17 protein-coding genes are annotated in these 15,421 nt (G+C 56.0%); 14 read left to right on the top strand and 3 right to left on the bottom strand.

What is annotated here, in order from left to right; translation table 11 throughout:
• Positions 1-292: 292 nt before the first annotated feature.
• Positions 293-1,546: a serine hydroxymethyltransferase gene (glyA, locus tag EKN38_RS02185; RefSeq protein WP_008502165.1), complete on the top strand. Its 1,254-nt coding sequence runs from the start codon at positions 293-295 to the stop codon at positions 1,544-1,546.
• Between the two features lie 54 nt (positions 1,547-1,600).
• On the opposite strand, the gene EKN38_RS02180 is transcribed toward glyA, so the two are convergent.
• Positions 1,601-2,023 carry a DoxX family protein gene (locus EKN38_RS02180; protein WP_014832911.1) on the bottom strand — a complete coding sequence of 141 codons (423 nt, stop codon included), beginning with the start codon at positions 2,021-2,023 and terminating at the stop codon, positions 1,601-1,603.
• Positions 2,024-2,195: 172 nt separating this feature from the next.
• Between EKN38_RS02180 and EKN38_RS02175 the strand changes: the two genes are divergently transcribed.
• On the top strand, positions 2,196-3,335 hold the full coding sequence (locus tag EKN38_RS02175) for a 3-phenylpropionate MFS transporter (protein WP_014832910.1): 1,140 nt from the start codon (positions 2,196-2,198) through the stop codon (positions 3,333-3,335).
• On the opposite strand, the gene csiE is transcribed toward EKN38_RS02175, so the two are convergent.
• Complete coding sequence (csiE, locus tag EKN38_RS02170) at positions 3,336-4,613, bottom strand: stationary phase inducible protein CsiE (protein ID WP_014832909.1); 1,278 nt, start codon at positions 4,611-4,613, stop codon at positions 3,336-3,338.
• Positions 4,614-4,738: 125 nt separating this feature from the next.
• Here csiE and EKN38_RS02165 point away from each other — a divergent pair, with 125 nt between their 5' ends.
• Together EKN38_RS02165 and EKN38_RS02160 are read left to right on the top strand one after the other, a co-directional pair.
• On the top strand, positions 4,739-5,377 hold the full coding sequence (locus EKN38_RS02165; protein ID WP_014832908.1) for a DUF1007 family protein: 639 nt from the start codon (positions 4,739-4,741) through the stop codon (positions 5,375-5,377).
• The gene (locus EKN38_RS02160; RefSeq protein WP_014832907.1) at positions 5,368-6,348 is read left to right on the top strand and encodes a nickel/cobalt transporter; all 981 of its coding nucleotides are present in this window, start codon (positions 5,368-5,370) and stop codon (positions 6,346-6,348) included. The genes EKN38_RS02165 and EKN38_RS02160 overlap by 10 nt, the downstream gene beginning before the upstream one ends.
• Before the next feature lie 61 nt (positions 6,349-6,409).
• Here the strand turns inward: EKN38_RS02160 and suhB are convergent, their stop codons facing one another.
• Positions 6,410-7,213: an inositol-1-monophosphatase gene (gene suhB, locus EKN38_RS02155; RefSeq protein WP_013098296.1), complete on the bottom strand. Its 804-nt coding sequence runs from the start codon at positions 7,211-7,213 to the stop codon at positions 6,410-6,412.
• 132 nt (positions 7,214-7,345) lie between these two features.
• On the opposite strand from suhB, the gene trmJ reads away from it, so the two are divergent.
• The 10 genes from trmJ to pepB all read left to right on the top strand — a co-directional run bounded on the left by trmJ (position 7,346) and on the right by pepB (position 15,316).
• Positions 7,346-8,071: a tRNA (cytosine(32)/uridine(32)-2'-O)-methyltransferase TrmJ gene (trmJ, locus tag EKN38_RS02150; protein WP_014832906.1), complete on the top strand. Its 726-nt coding sequence runs from the start codon at positions 7,346-7,348 to the stop codon at positions 8,069-8,071.
• Positions 8,072-8,286: 215 nt separating this feature from the next.
• Positions 8,287-8,778, top strand: coding sequence for a Fe-S cluster assembly transcriptional regulator IscR (gene iscR, locus EKN38_RS02145; RefSeq protein ID WP_013098294.1), 492 nt, complete (start codon positions 8,287-8,289; stop codon positions 8,776-8,778).
• A 117-nt stretch (positions 8,779-8,895) separates the two neighbouring features.
• A complete protein-coding gene (gene iscS, locus EKN38_RS02140) occupies positions 8,896-10,110 on the top strand; it encodes a cysteine desulfurase (protein WP_003860663.1) in 1,215 nt (404 codons plus the stop codon).
• Positions 10,111-10,134: 24 nt separating this feature from the next.
• Complete coding sequence (gene iscU, locus EKN38_RS02135; protein ID WP_003860661.1) at positions 10,135-10,521, top strand: Fe-S cluster assembly scaffold IscU; 387 nt, start codon at positions 10,135-10,137, stop codon at positions 10,519-10,521.
• Positions 10,522-10,534: 13 nt separating this feature from the next.
• Positions 10,535-10,858 carry an iron-sulfur cluster assembly protein IscA gene (gene iscA, locus EKN38_RS02130; RefSeq protein WP_003860659.1) on the top strand — a complete coding sequence of 108 codons (324 nt, stop codon included), beginning with the start codon at positions 10,535-10,537 and terminating at the stop codon, positions 10,856-10,858.
• A 198-nt stretch (positions 10,859-11,056) separates the two neighbouring features.
• The gene (gene hscB, locus EKN38_RS02125; protein WP_014832905.1) at positions 11,057-11,572 is read left to right on the top strand and encodes a co-chaperone HscB; all 516 of its coding nucleotides are present in this window, start codon (positions 11,057-11,059) and stop codon (positions 11,570-11,572) included.
• Between the two features lie 14 nt (positions 11,573-11,586).
• Positions 11,587-13,437: a Fe-S protein assembly chaperone HscA gene (gene hscA, locus EKN38_RS02120; RefSeq protein ID WP_014832904.1), complete on the top strand. Its 1,851-nt coding sequence runs from the start codon at positions 11,587-11,589 to the stop codon at positions 13,435-13,437.
• A 1-nt stretch (position 13,438) separates the two neighbouring features.
• Positions 13,439-13,774: an ISC system 2Fe-2S type ferredoxin gene (fdx, locus tag EKN38_RS02115; protein ID WP_003860652.1), complete on the top strand. Its 336-nt coding sequence runs from the start codon at positions 13,439-13,441 to the stop codon at positions 13,772-13,774.
• Between the two features lies 1 nt (position 13,775).
• Entirely contained in the window at positions 13,776-13,976 is a 201-nt protein-coding gene (gene iscX / locus EKN38_RS02110; protein ID WP_003860650.1) for a Fe-S cluster assembly protein IscX, read from the top strand.
• Between the two features lie 53 nt (positions 13,977-14,029).
• On the top strand, positions 14,030-15,316 hold the full coding sequence (gene pepB, locus EKN38_RS02105) for an aminopeptidase PepB (RefSeq protein ID WP_014832903.1): 1,287 nt from the start codon (positions 14,030-14,032) through the stop codon (positions 15,314-15,316).
• The last annotated feature ends 105 nt before the right edge of the window (positions 15,317-15,421 follow it).

The following is a 15,421-nucleotide window of genomic DNA, read 5'->3' as shown; positions in this document are numbered from 1 at the left end:
TCTGATGTGAACTTAATGATGTATTTTAAATGCATCTTATAAAAATACCCCTGCGATGTAAATGGTTCTTTGCAAGATGAAATATATGCATCACAAACCTGAAAAGAAATCCGTTGAAAATGACGAGGGCTTTATTCCTCAAACCCTTGCGTGGCGTGAAGGAAAACGTTTGCGTAAAATCGTTTGTCAAGACCTGTTATCACAGAACTATTCAGTTATACTGTTGCCCGTCGTCCAACAGGACTGCCTTTTCAGGCCAAAATTTACTTGTTAGCTGAGTCAGGAGATGCGGATGTTAAAGCGTGAAATGAACATTGCCGATTATGATGCCGAACTGTGGCAGGCTATGGAGCAGGAAAAAGTACGTCAGGAAGAGCACATCGAACTGATCGCCTCCGAGAACTACACCAGCCCGCGCGTCATGCAGGCGCAGGGTTCTCAGCTGACCAACAAATATGCTGAAGGGTATCCGGGCAAGCGCTACTACGGCGGCTGTGAGTACGTGGATATCGTTGAGCAACTGGCGATTGACCGTGCGAAAGAACTCTTTGGTGCTGACTACGCTAACGTCCAGCCGCACTCCGGCTCTCAGGCAAACTTCGCGGTCTACACCGCGCTGCTGCAGCCGGGCGATACCGTTCTGGGTATGAACTTGGCGCAGGGCGGTCACCTGACTCACGGCTCCCCGGTAAACTTCTCTGGCAAACTGTACAACATCATTCCTTACGGTATTGATGAGTCAGGCAAAATTGACTACGAAGACATGGCTAAGCAGGCTAAAGAGCACAAGCCGAAGATGATCATCGGTGGTTTCTCTGCTTACTCCGGTATTGTTGACTGGGCAAAAATGCGTGAAATCGCAGACAGCATCGGTGCTTACCTGTTCGTGGATATGGCGCACGTTGCCGGTCTTATCGCTGCGGGCGTTTACCCGAACCCGGTTCCGCATGCGCACGTTGTGACCACCACTACCCACAAAACCCTGGCGGGTCCACGCGGTGGCCTGATCCTGGCGAAAGGCGGTGATGAAGAGCTGTACAAAAAACTGAACTCCGCTGTGTTCCCAAGCGCACAGGGCGGCCCGCTGATGCACGTTATCGCGGCAAAAGCCGTCGCGCTGAAAGAAGCGATGGAGCCAGAGTTCAAGGTGTACCAGCAGCAGGTTGCCAAAAACGCCAAAGCGATGGTGGAAGTGTTCCTGAACCGTGGTTACAAAGTGGTATCCGGCGGCACTGAAAACCACCTGTTCCTGCTGGATCTGGTTGATAAGAACCTGACCGGTAAAGAAGCTGACGCCGCCCTGGGCCGCGCCAACATCACCGTGAACAAAAACAGCGTACCAAACGATCCGAAGAGCCCGTTCGTGACCTCCGGTATCCGTATCGGTTCTCCGGCTGTCACTCGCCGCGGTTTCAAAGAAGCGGAAGTGAAAGAGCTGGCTGGCTGGATGTGTGACGTTCTGGACAACATCAATGACGAAGCGGTTATCGAGCGCGTTAAAGGTAAAGTTCTGGATATCTGCGCACGCTTCCCGGTATACGCATAATTCTTCTGCTTTGCAGAAATAAAAAAGGCCGCGCTTGCGGCCTTTTTTTATGGCTTAACGTCGGTCGAGGGATATTGCTCCCGGTCCCACAATCGCCAGCAGAATAAATGCACCAGCAATACTGACGTTCTTGTAGAAATTAATCATATTTGGCACAACCGCGTCACCGGTCATATCCCAGTAATGGTGACCAATAATCGCCGTGCCCAGCGTGTAGAAAACAAACAGTATGGCGAGAGGGCGGGTGAAAAAGCCCAGCACGATCAGGATCGCGGCAGGGACTTCCATCACCACCGCAATAATGGCCGCCAGCATGGGCATTGGTGTGCCAAGGGATGTCATATATTGCACGGTGCCGCTAAACCCCGTCAGTTTTGGATAGCCAAAGATAATAAAGAGCACGACAAGTGCGATGCGGGCAATCAACAACAACAGGTGGCGTGACTGACCGAAATCGAAATAGCGAAGTGAGTTCATGGCAGAAAACCTCTGCAAGTGGAGTAATTTAAACGTAATACACATTTTCATTCCCTGCCATAAGCCAGACGACTGCATGCAATGTTAATTTTTCGTTAATTTATAGCAGGCTATCTACTTGCTTAATTTTTATATTCTCGCCAGACTATGGCCTCCATTTCGGGAGGGATTCATGGTCTTGCATTCCACGCGCTGGCTGGCGCTCAGCTATTTCACCTATTTCTTTAGCTACGGTATTTTTCTGCCTTTCTGGAGCGTCTGGCTCAAGGGGATTGGCCTTACTCCGGAGACCATTGGTGTCCTGCTGGGAGCGGGGCTGGTGGCGCGTTTCCTCGGCAGCCTGCTGATTGCACCGCGCGTCAGCGATCCCTCCTTACTGATCAAGGCGGTGCGTATACTTGCCCTGTTAACGCTGGTCTTTGTGGCCTGCTTCTGGGTCAGCCATCAGTTTGCCTGGCTGATGGTGGTGATGGTTGGCTTTAACCTGTTCTTCTCTCCGCTGGTTCCCCTGACGGACGCCCTGGCAAACACCTGGCAAAAACAGATCACCATGGACTACGGCCGCGTGCGCCTGTGGGGCTCCATTGCGTTTGTGATTGGCTCTGCGCTGGTGGGTAAACTGGTCAGCCTTTATGATTACCGCGCAATCCTGGCTCTGCTGAGTATCGGGATCGCCTCCATGCTGCTGGGCATGCTGCTGCGACCATCGGTGATGCCGCAAGGCGAAAGCCGTCATCAGGAAAGTGCAGGCTGTCCCGCCTGGCGAAGCCTGGTGGCGCAAAGCTGGCGTTTTCTCGCCTGTGTCTGCCTGCTCCAGGGGGCGCACGCGGCCTATTATGGCTTTAGTGCCATCTACTGGCAGGGCGCGGGATATTCAGCTTCCGCCGTCGGCTATTTGTGGTCACTTGGCGTGGTAGCAGAGGTGATTATCTTTGCGCTCAGCAAGAAACTGTTCCGCCGCTTCGGCGCGCGGGATCTGCTGCTGCTCTCCGCCGTGTGTGGCGTGGCGCGGTGGGGCATTATGGGCTGGACGACCGAACTGCCCTGGCTGATTGTGGCGCAAATTCTGCACTGCGGCACCTTTACCGTGTGCCATCTGGCGGCCATGCGCTATATCGCTGCGCGTGAAGGCGGGGATGTGATCCGCTTGCAGGCGGTCTATTCCGCGGTGGCGATGGGCGGCAGCATTGCCGTAATGACGGTCTTTGCGGGCTTCCTGTACCAGCATCTGGGGCACGGCGTCTTCTGGGTAATGGCACTGGTCGCGCTGCCGGCGATGTTCATTCGCCCGAAAGTGACCGCGCGCGCCTGACTATGATTCCAGCATGGCGCGAATATGTTCTTGCTGCTGCGCATTCAGCGATTCAACGGCGTGGATCAGCGGTGGCGAGAACAGGGGCAGGGCGGTAGGATAAGGGGTAATGACCAGCGCCGCTTCGCGCGGGGCTCCCTCTTTCTGAAAAGCCTGCAGCGTCAGATAGCGAACATTGAGCGGCAGCAGTGTTAACTCGCGCAGCTGCTGTTCAATCACCTCCTCACAGGATTTATCCTCTCCGGTTAGCAACACCACCTGTTTTTCATGCAGATCGGACTCCTGCATCAGCCAGGCACCAAAAATCACCGCCACCAGACTCATCTCTTCATCGGAAAAACGCAGACCAAACTCCGCTTCCAGCTCAAACAGCGCCTCTTTGGTGGTACGCAACAGGCGGGGATAAAGGCGGTGAATCTCTTCAGGCAGACTATTGTCGATGCCGATTTCAAACAGCGAACGATCCAGCGCCTGCGCCAGATGAATATACAGCTGATCGGTCAGCCCTTGTTCATCACTGAAGTTCATCCCCGTCTGTGCCCGAAAACGGGCAATCATGCGCACAATGGCCCGGCGGAGACGTTGATCCTGCTGATGTCTATCGAGCACCGGATCGGGCGTACGCAGCATCATAAACAGCAGCGCGAGGAACAGTTGTTCGTCGCTGTGGGTCCCCTGCGGCACGCGGCGCTTCCAGTGACGCACGATTTCCTGCGCCGTGAAGTATTCCCCTCGCGACTGCGTCCAGTTGCGCTGAACAGGGGAAAACTGCGGCGTATTGCCGAGATGATGCTGGATCAGACAGTACTGCAAAAAGAGCTGTAAAAACTGCACGTCACGGCAGTCAAAGGGGCGCTGTAGCTTTCGCGAACAGAAGCTGATCAACGCCCGCAGATTGGTATCGTCATAAAGAGGACGCGCAATGCCCTGCTGTTTAAGCGCGGTTTTAAGCGCCGGGGTAAACTGATGCGAAACAAACTGCGGGCACAGGCGGAGCGCCCTGCGCAACCAGTGCAGCAAACATAAACGCTGATTCAGGACCGAACCTTCAATCCGGTAGCTGCCGTCATGGTGCGTGACGATGTCCAGCCGGTGATAGCGCTGGATTTCATCGCGCGTCTCGGCTATATCTTGCCGTGCCATGGCGTCGTCCACGCCGTTGGCTGCGATTATGCTCTGTGCGGTGACGGCAGCATCGGGCAGGTAAAGCATCAAAAGCACCTGGCAGCGGCGCTGCGAACTGGAAAGCACAGATGGAATTTCAAGCGTTGTCATCATCTGTTGGGTATCCAGTGTGAATGTCTGGTAAGAATAGCTAAAGGATCGACGCTGAAAAGCGTACCGGCAGGCCTTTCACTCAGGATTGCTGGCGAACATCACAGAATTTTTGACGTGAGGAATTGATGCAAACAGTTAAACACAGCGCGATGGCGTTATTTTTGGCGGTTATTACTTTCACCGCCGGCGCGCATCCTCACAGTTTTATCAGTCTCAAAACCGAGCTGGTGACTGACGGAACCCAGTTGAGCGGCCTGAAAATGCGCTGGACGATGGATGAAATCACCTCGGCCGATTTGCTGTATGACGCGGGAAATGCAAAGCCAGGCGATGAGATCTGGAAAAAGCTGGCGGCGGAGGTCATGGCCAACGTGCTGGGGCAGCACTACTTCACCGAGTTCTGGCATAACGGGCAAAAAGTGAAGTTTATGAATCGCCCGACGGAGTACGGCATGTCGCGTGAGGGCCATCAGGCGGTGCTGACGTTTGTTCTTCCGCTGGCGCATCCTCAGCCGCTGGCAGGGCAGACCTACACCTTTTCCACTTTCGACCCCACCTATTATGTCGATATGAGTTATGCGAAGGAGAGTGACGTGACGCTACCGACCACCCTGCAAAAAACCTGCAAACTCGCTGTTCATACGCCAAAACCCAGCGAAGAGACGCTCAACTTTGCCGTCTCTCTGGATAAAGAGGATGCCCCTCCTGAAGATATGGAACTGGGTAAACAGTTTGCACAGCAGGTGACATTACAATGTCAGTGATCGCGTCTTCCGCCCGAAAACCACGTCTCTGGCTTCATCTCTGGCCGCTGGCGCTCTTTTTATTGCTGGCCGTGTGCGGCGCGCTGTGGTTATGGCAGGCCTGGCCGCAGGTGATGATGAAAAGCATCCTCTGGCAGCGTGAAGTCAATCAACAGATGAGCGGGCTGCTGAAGGCGGTGGCGGAGAACCCGACAAAAGCGGGCGGTTCCCTGCTGGCGTTTAGCTTTATCTATGGTGTTCTGCACGCGCTGGGGCCGGGGCACGGCAAAATCGTCATCACCACCTGGCTTGCTACCCATCCGTCGAAGTTGAGATCGAGCATTGGCCTGACGCTGGCCTCCTCGCTGCTGCAGGGCGGCGTGGCGATTGCGCTCGTCGTGATAGTCCTTTCACTCTTACAGCTGCCTGCCCGTCAGCTACACATGAGCAGCTTCTGGCTTGAAAAAGGGAGCTATGCGCTGGTGGGCGTGCTGGGGCTGATCCTCTGCTGGCGGGCGCTCAAAAAGCTGCGCGTGCTGCTGCAAAAGCCGAAATTCAAGACCTTTACGCCGCACCACGTTCATGATGAAAACTGCGGATGCGGGCATCTGCATCTGCCCACGCAGGAACAATTACAGAACGGCGACGACTGGCGCGCGCGGCTGATGATTGTTCTCTCGATGGGTATGCGCCCGTGCTCGGGGGCGATCATGGTGTTGCTGTTCAGTAAGGTAATCGGCGTGTTTGGCTGGGGAATGCTGTCCGCGCTGGCGATGGCGGCAGGAACGTCTCTCACCATTTCGTCTTTAGCGCTGCTGGTACACAGCTTCCGTCAGCTGGCGGTAAAACTCAGCGGCAATAAAACGCCGGTGCTGTGGCGACAGGTAGGGTGGACTACGCTCGCGCTGGCGGGCGGGGTGATTCTGCTGGTGGCGGCGGTGACGATGTGGATGAGCGCGGTGCCGGTGGGAAGGGGATTGCGGCCGTTTTAGTAGGGTGTGGTCTGAAGCCCTCACCCTGACCCTCTCCCACAGGGAGAGGGAATTACCGGGATTAACGCTTCAGCGCATCGCTCAGTTCATCACGCATGTTTGCCAGCATGGCTTTAACAACGCGTGGGTTACCTGCAACGATGTTGCCGGTAGACATATAGTTGTGACCGCCGGTGAAATCGCATACCAGTGCGCCTGCTTCACGCGCGATCAGCTCGCCCGCAGCAAAGTCCCACGGCTTCAGCGCCAGTTCGAAGTAACCGTCAACGCGACCGGTCGCCACGTAGGCCAGATCCAGCGCGGCAGAACCGGTGCGGCGGAAGTCCGCGCATTCGGTGAACAGTTTGCCGAGGATATTCATATACGTGGTCGCGTGCTGTTTCGCCTTGAACGGGAAACCGGTCGCCAGAATGGTGCCGTCCAGATCGCGAGCGTTGCTGCAGCGCAGACGGTAACCGTTCAGCTGCGCGCCCTGACCGCGAGTAGCGGTGAACAGTTCGTTACGCATTGGATCATAAACAACGGCGACTTCAGTACGGCCTTTAATGCGTACTGCGATAGACACAGAGAAGTGTGGCAGGCGTTTGACGAAGTTGGTGGTGCCATCCAGTGGATCGATAACCCATTGAACATCCTGATCGGTACCTTCATGTTCACCGCTTTCTTCGGTGATGATGGTGTGCTGTGGGTAAGATTTGCGGATCGTTTCGATAATAATCGCTTCTGCGGCTTTATCGACGTTAGTCACGAAATCATTGCTGCCTTTCTGGCTGGTTTCTACGGAGTCTGGCGTTTCGTAGTGTTTGGCAATTACATTACCCGCCTTGCGCGCTGCGCGCACGGCGATGGTCAGCATCGGATGCATCGGTCTCTCTCACTGGATGTTAAAGAACAGGAAAATCGGCGCAGAGTATAGCAGCGGGATCGGAATATGTCTCTCGTTTATGATAATATGCCCGAATATTCTTTAGACACTGAATTCAGACATCCAAAAACTATGCTGCAAAACATTCGAATCGTGCTGGTCGAAACATCGCATACCGGCAATATGGGCTCCGTTGCCCGCGCTATGAAAACCATGGGCTTAACGAATCTGTGGCTGGTTAACCCGCTGGTGAAACCGGACTCTCAGGCCATCGCCCTGGCCGCCGGTGCCAGTGACGTAATTGGTAACGCGCAAATTGTTGATACCCTGGACGAAGCGCTGGCGGGTTGCAGCCTGGTCGTCGGTACCAGCGCGCGTTCGCGTACGCTGCCGTGGCCAATGCTGGATCCGCGCGAATGCGGTCTGAAAAGCGTGTCGGAAGCGGAACAGGCGCCGGTGGCGCTGGTGTTTGGGCGTGAGCGCGTCGGGCTGACTAACGATGAGCTGCAGAAATGCCATTACCACGTCGCGATTGCGGCGAATCCGGAATACAGCTCCCTGAACCTGGCGATGGCGGTACAGGTCATTGCCTACGAAGTGCGGATGGCCTGGCTGGCGACGCAGGAGCAGCAGGTAGAACCGAAAGAAGAGACCGCCTATCCCCTGGTTGACGATCTGGAGCGCTTCTATGGTCACCTGGAGCAGACCCTGCTCTCTACCGGCTTTATCCGTGAAGGGCATCCGGGCCAGGTGATGAATAAGCTGCGTCGTCTGTTCACCCGTGCGCGCCCGGAAAGCCAGGAGCTGAACATCCTGCGTGGGATTCTGGCGTCGATTGAGCAGAAGAATAAAGAGTAGTGTTGATTTCCCTCTTTCCCCGTGGGAGAGGGCTGGGGTGAGGGCATCAGGCCGCACCTATATTATGAAGGCACGGAACGTTAAATACCTGACTAAAACAGTCAAGTAAATAGTTGACCAATTTAGTCAGGAATGTCAGACTTGGCCCTGCTATGCAATACCCCATTTTACTATAAAAAACCCCGGGCAGGGGCGAGTTTGAGGTTAAGTAAGACATGAGACTGACATCTAAAGGGCGTTATGCCGTAACCGCGATGCTGGACGTTGCGCTCAACTCCGAAGCGGGCCCGGTTCCGTTGGCTGATATTTCTGAACGACAAGGGATCTCCCTCTCTTATCTGGAACAGCTGTTCTCCAGACTGCGTAAAAATGGACTGGTTTCCAGCGTTCGTGGCCCAGGCGGCGGTTATCTGCTGGGTAAAGACGCGGGCAGTATTGCGGTTGGCGAAGTCATTAGTGCGGTTGACGAATCCGTTGACGCGACCCGTTGCCAGGGTAAAGGTGGCTGCCAGGGCGGCGATAAGTGCCTGACCCACGCGCTGTGGCGCGATCTGAGCGACCGCCTGACCGGCTTCCTGAACAACATCACCCTCGGTGAACTGGTGAATAACCAGGAAGTTCTGGATGTATCGGGCCGTCAGCACAGCCAGGAATCTCAACGCAGCACCCGCGCGCAGGACGCTATCGACGTTAAATTACGCGCGTAATAAAAAGATAAGTATTTCAGAATCAGGCCGGGGCGAAGTTGCCCCGTGTACTCGGTCGTACATCCAGCCGGTTGCCTGATTCCTTGCATTGAAGCGATGTACGGAGTTTATAGAGCAATGAAATTACCGATTTATCTCGACTACTCCGCAACCACGCCGGTGGACCCGCGTGTTGCCGAGAAAATGATGCAGTGTCTGACCCTGGACGGAAACTTTGGTAACCCAGCTTCCCGTTCACACCGTTTTGGCTGGCATGCTGAAGAGGCGGTGGATATCGCCCGTAATCAGATTGCTGACCTGGTGGGTGCCGACCCGCGTGAGATTGTGTTCACCTCCGGTGCGACCGAATCCGACAACCTGGCGATCAAAGGTGCAGCCAACTTTTATCAGAAAAAAGGCAAGCACATCATCACCAGCAAAACCGAACATAAAGCCGTGCTGGACACCTGCCGTCAGCTCGAGCGTGAAGGCTTTGAAGTCACTTACCTGGCGCCACAGAGCAACGGGATCATCGACCTGAAAGAGCTCGAAGCGGCCATGCGTGATGACACCATTCTGGTTTCCATCATGCACGTTAACAACGAAATCGGCGTGGTGCAGGATATCGCCACCATCGGCGAAATGTGCCGTGCGCGCGGCATCATCTATCACGTGGATGCGACCCAGAGCGTGGGCAAACTGCCTATCGACCTGAGCCAGCTGAAAGTCGACCTGATGTCCTTCTCCGGCCACAAAATCTATGGCCCGAAAGGCATCGGCGCGCTGTACGTTCGTCGTAAACCACGTATCCGCATTGAAGCGCAGATGCACGGTGGCGGACACGAGCGCGGCATGCGTTCCGGTACGCTGCCTGTTCACCAGATCGTGGGCATGGGCGAAGCTTACCGCATTGCGAAAGAAGAGATGGAAACCGAGATGGCGCGCCTGCGCACGCTCCGTAACCGTCTGTGGGACGGCGTGAAAGATATGGAAGAAGTGTATCTGAACGGCGATCTCGAGCAGGGCGCACCCAACATCCTCAACGTGAGCTTCAACTATGTTGAAGGCGAATCGCTGATCATGGCGCTGAAAGACCTGGCGGTCTCTTCCGGTTCTGCCTGTACCTCTGCAAGCCTGGAGCCATCCTACGTGCTGCGCGCGCTGGGTATGACTGACGAGCTGGCACACAGCTCTATCCGTTTCTCTTTAGGTCGTTTCACTACCGAAGAAGAGATTGACTACACCATCAAGCTGGTTCGCAACTCCATCGGCCGTCTGCGCGACCTTTCTCCACTGTGGGAAATGTTCAAGCAGGGCGTGGATCTGAACAGCATTGAATGGTCACATCACTAATCGGTACATAAGGAGAATTCAATCATGGCATACAGCGAAAAAGTTATCGATCATTACGAGAACCCGCGCAACGTTGGCTCTTTTGACAACAGCGACGAGAGCGTAGGTAGCGGTATGGTTGGCGCGCCAGCCTGTGGCGACGTGATGAAGTTGCAGATTAAAGTCAACAATGAAGGTATCATTGAAGACGCGCGCTTCAAGACCTACGGCTGCGGTTCTGCTATTGCGTCCAGCTCCCTGGTCACCGAGTGGGTGAAGGGCAAGTCTCTGGACGAAGCACAGGCAATCAAGAACACGGATATTGCTGAAGAACTCGAACTGCCACCGGTGAAAATTCACTGTTCTATTCTGGCAGAAGACGCGATCAAAGCCGCCATTGCGGATTACAAAAGCAAACGTGAAGCAAAATAATTGAGGTTTGAGTATGTCGATTACCCTTAGCGACAGCGCTGCCGCGCGAGTAAGCTCTTTTCTGGCGAACCGTGGTAAAGGCTTTGGCCTGCGACTGGGCGTACGTACCTCCGGCTGTTCTGGTATGGCTTACGTACTGGAGTTTGTTGACGAACCAGCGTCTGATGACACTGTGTTTGAAGACAAGGGCGTGAAGGTGGTGGTCGATGGCAAAAGCCTGCAATTCCTCAACGGCACTCAGCTGGACTTTGTAAAAGAAGGCCTGAACGAAGGGTTCAAATTCACGAACCCGAACGTCAAAGACGAGTGTGGTTGCGGCGAAAGCTTCCACGTTTAATCGCGTTCCGCTGTTATACCGATTAATTCGTGTTGCAGAAAGGCGGCAAGCGAGGGAATCCCCAGGAGCTTACTTAAGTAAGTGACTGGGGTGAACGAGCGCAGACAACGCATCTGCAGCGCGAAGTAAGAAGGTATAACCCCACCGTGGCTCTGCTGCGCGTGGGGTTTCTTCTAACAGGCTACCCCTGAGATTGTTATGGATTACTTCACTCTCTTCGGTTTACCCGCTCAATACCCGATTGATCTCCAGGCGCTGACGATCCGTTTTCAGGACCTGCAGCGTCAGTATCATCCGGACAAATTCGCCAGCGGTACTCAGGCAGAACAACTGGCTGCGGTGTCGCAATCCGCGACCATTAACCAGGCCTGGCAGACGCTGCGCCATCCGCTGGCGCGTGCAGAATATCTGCTTTCGCTCCACGGCTTTGATCTGGCGAGCGAACAGCACACCGTACGCGACACGGCGTTTCTGATGGAACAGCTTACGCTTCGCGAAGAGCTGGATGAGATTGAACAGGCCAAAGACGAAGCGCGTCTGGAAAGTTTCATCACGCGCGTGAAGGGCATGTTTGATACCCGCCATCAGCAGATGGTGGCGCAACTGAACAACGAGACCTGGGACGTGGCGGCAGACACTGTTCGCAAACTCCGTTTTCTCGATAAACTGCGAAGCAGTGCTGAACAACTCGAAGAAAAGCTGCTCGATTTTTAATTTCGGAAGCAATTATGGCCTTATTACAAATTAGTGAGCCTGGCTTAAGTGCCGCACCGCACCAGCGCCGTCTGGCGGTGGGTATTGACCTGGGCACCACCAATTCCCTCGTGGCGACCGTGCGTAGCGGCCAGGCGGAGACGCTGGCTGACGAGCAGGGCCGCCATCTGCTGCCTTCCGTGGTCCACTACCAGCAGCAGGGCCACGCGGTGGGCTTTGATGCCCGCGCTAACGCCGCGCGCGATCCGGCGAATACCATCAGCTCCGTTAAGCGGATGATGGGCCGCTCGCTGGCCGATATTCAGACCCGCTACCCGCATCTGCCGTATCAGCTGCAGGCCAGTGAAAACGGCCTGCCGATGATTGCGACCGCGGCCGGTCTGCTGAACCCGATTCGTGTTTCCTCCGACATCCTCAAAGCGCTGGCGGCGCGTGCGACCGCCACGCTCGGTGGCGATCTGGACGGCGTAGTCATTACCGTTCCGGCCTATTTTGACGACGCACAGCGTCAGGGCACCAAAGACGCCGCGCGTCTGGCGGGCCTGCACGTGCTGCGACTGCTGAACGAACCGACGGCGGCAGCGATTGCCTACGGCCTCGACTCCGGTCAGGAAGGGGTCATTGCAGTTTACGATCTCGGCGGCGGTACCTTTGATATCTCGATCCTGCGCTTAAGCCGCGGGGTGTTTGAAGTGCTGGCGACCGGCGGGGATTCCGCGCTGGGCGGCGATGACTTCGACCATCTGCTGGCGGATTACATCCGCGAGCAGGCGGGCATCAGCGATCGCAGCGATGCGCGCGTACAGCGTGAACTACTGGATGCGGCTATCGACGCCAAAATCGCCCTGAGCGATACGCAGACTGTTACCGTAAACGTTGCGGGCTGGCAGGGTGACATCACCCGCGACCAGTTCAGCGATCTGATTGCCCCGCTGGTGAAACGCACCCTGCTGGCCTGCCGTCGCGCATTGAAAGATGCAGGCGTTGAGGCGAACGAGGTGCTGGAAGTGGTCATGGTGGGCGGTTCGACCCGCGTGCCGCTGGTGCGCGAGCGCGTGGGCGAATTCTTTGGCCGCACGCCGCTGACCTCCATTGACCCGGACAAAGTGGTTGCCGTGGGTGCCGCAATCCAGGCCGATATTCTGGTCGGCAACAAGCCGGACAGTGAAATGCTGCTGCTGGACGTTATCCCGCTGTCGCTGGGTTTAGAGACCATGGGCGGCCTGGTGGAGAAAGTGATCCCGCGTAATACCACCATCCCGGTGGCGCGCGCGCAGGAGTTTACCACCTTCAAAGACGGCCAGACCGCGATGTCCATCCACGTGATGCAGGGCGAACGCGAGCTGGTGCAGGACTGCCGTTCTCTGGCGCGCTTTGCGCTGCGGGGCATTCCGGCGCTGCCTGCGGGCGGGGCGCATATTCGCGTCACCTTCCAGGTGGATGCGGACGGCCTGCTGAGCGTGACGGCGATGGAGAAATCGACCGGTGTCGAATCGTCCATTCAGGTGAAGCCGTCCTACGGCCTGACCGATGGCGAAATCGCCTCCATGATTCAGGACTCAATGAGCTACGCCGAGCAGGATGTGAAGGCGCGTATGCTGGCTGAACAAAAAGTGGAAGCCGCACGCGTGCTGGAAAGCCTGAACGGCGCGCTCGCTGCCGATGCCGCGCTGTTAAGCGCCGCTGAGCGTCAGGTGATTGACGAGGCTGCTGCGCACTTAAGCGTGGTCGCCCAGGGCAATGATGCTGACGCAATAGAAGAAGCCATTAAAAACGTTGATAAACAAACCCAGGACTTTGCTGCTCGCCGCATGGACAAATCTGTCCGCGTCGCGCTGAAAGGCCAGTCCGTGGACGAGGTTTAATATGCCAAAGATTGTTATTTTGCCTCATGCGGACCTCTGTCCGGATGGCGCTGTTCTGGAAGCGAAGACCGGTGAAACCATTCTCGATGTTGCCCTGCGTGCAGGTATCGAAGTGGAACACGCCTGTGAAAAATCCTGTGCCTGCACAACGTGCCACTGCATCGTGCGTGAAGGTTTCGACTCGCTTGCCGAAAGCACTGAAGACGAAGACGATATGCTGGATAAAGCATGGGGTCTGGAGCCCGACAGCCGCTTAAGCTGTCAGGCGGCGGTGACCGACGAAGATCTGGTCGTGGAATTCCCACGTTACACTATCAACCACGCACGCGAGCATTGATATGGGACTGAAGTGGACAGACAGCCGTGAAATCGGCGAAGCGCTCTACGACGCTAATCCGGATCTCGATCCAAAAACCGTACGCTTCACCGATATGCATCAGTGGATCTGCGATTTAGAGGATTTTGACGATGATCCCAACGCATCCAATGAAAAAATTCTGGAGGCGATTCTGTTAGTCTGGTTAGATGAAGCAGAGTAAATCACGTAACGGGCTGCCTTCAGGCGGCCCGTTTGCTAATAAGGATAAATAAAATGACCGAAGCGATGAAGATTACGCTCACTACGCAACCCGCCGATGCGCGTTGGGGCGAGAAAGCCACTTACAGTATCAACAACGACGGTATTACCCTGCACCTGACGGGCAACGACGATCTGGGTCTGATCCAGCGCGCCGCGCGCAAAATTGATGGGCTCGGCATTAAGCATGTCTCTCTGGCAGGCGAGGGCTGGGACACCGACCGCAGCTGGGCGTTCTGGGCTGGTTATAAAGGGCCGAAAGGCACCCGCAAAATTGAGTGGGCCAACCTTGATGAAGCCGGTCAAAAAGAGCTGGAAAGCCGCCTGACCATTATCGACTGGGTACGTGACACCATTAACGCACCTGCGGAAGAGCTGGGGCCGGAACTGCTGGCACAGCGCGCCGTTGACCTGTTGTGCGGCGTGGCTGGCGACAACATGTCTTATCGCATCACCAAAGGTGAAGACCTGCGCGAGCAGAACTACATGGGCATTCACACCGTGGGTCGTGGCTCTGAGCGTCCTCCGGTGCTGCTGGCGCTGGACTACAACCCAACCGGCGAGAAAGACGCGCCTGTGTTTGCCTGCCTTGTCGGGAAAGGTATCACCTTCGACACCGGTGGCTACAGCCTGAAGCAGAGCGCGTTCATGGACTCCATGAAATCCGACATGGGCGGGGCGGCAACCATCACCGGTGCGCTGGCGTTTGCAATTACCCGTGGCCTGAAAAAACGCGTGAAGCTGTACCTGTGCTGCGCCGACAACATGGTAAGCGGTAACGCCTTCAAGCTGGGCGACATCATTCGCTACCGCAACGGCAAAAATGTTGAAGTGATGAATACCGATGCAGAAGGCCGTCTGGTGCTGGCCGATGGTCTGATCGACGCTTCTGCGCAGAAGCCAGAGTTGATTATCGATATGGCTACCCTGACCGGTGCGGCAAAAACGGCGCTGGGTAACGACTACCATGCGCTGTTCAGCTTTGACGACAAGCTGGCGGCCCGCCTGCTGGCAAGCGCTGCGGCAGAAAACGAACCGTTCTGGCGTCTGCCGCTGGCGGAGTTCCACCGCAGCCAGCTGCCGTCTAACTTTGCCGAACTGAACAACACCGCGAGCGCGGCGTACCCGGCGGGTGCCAGCACCGCAGCAGGCTTCCTGTCCCACTTCGTTGAAAATTATCACGAAGGCTGGCTGCATATCGACTGCTCCGCAACCTACCGTAAAGCGGCGGTTGAGCAGTGGTCTGCGGGCGCGACCGGCCTGGGCGTGCGTACCGTGGCGAACCTGCTGACGGCTGAGTAATGCTTTTTGCCCTCACCCTAACCCTCTCCCACGGGGAGAGGGTTGGTTTGCTCCCTCTCCCTTGAGGGAGAGGGCCGGGGTGAGGGGGAAATTCGACATCTGGAA

The sequence above is a fragment of the Enterobacter sp. WCHEn045836 genome (genome assembly GCF_003965585.1).
Classification (GTDB): Bacteria; Pseudomonadota; Gammaproteobacteria; order Enterobacterales; family Enterobacteriaceae; genus Enterobacter; species Enterobacter dissolvens.
The sequence above is the reverse complement of the archived record's forward strand: the minus strand, read 5'-3'. Positions and strand labels throughout refer to the sequence as shown.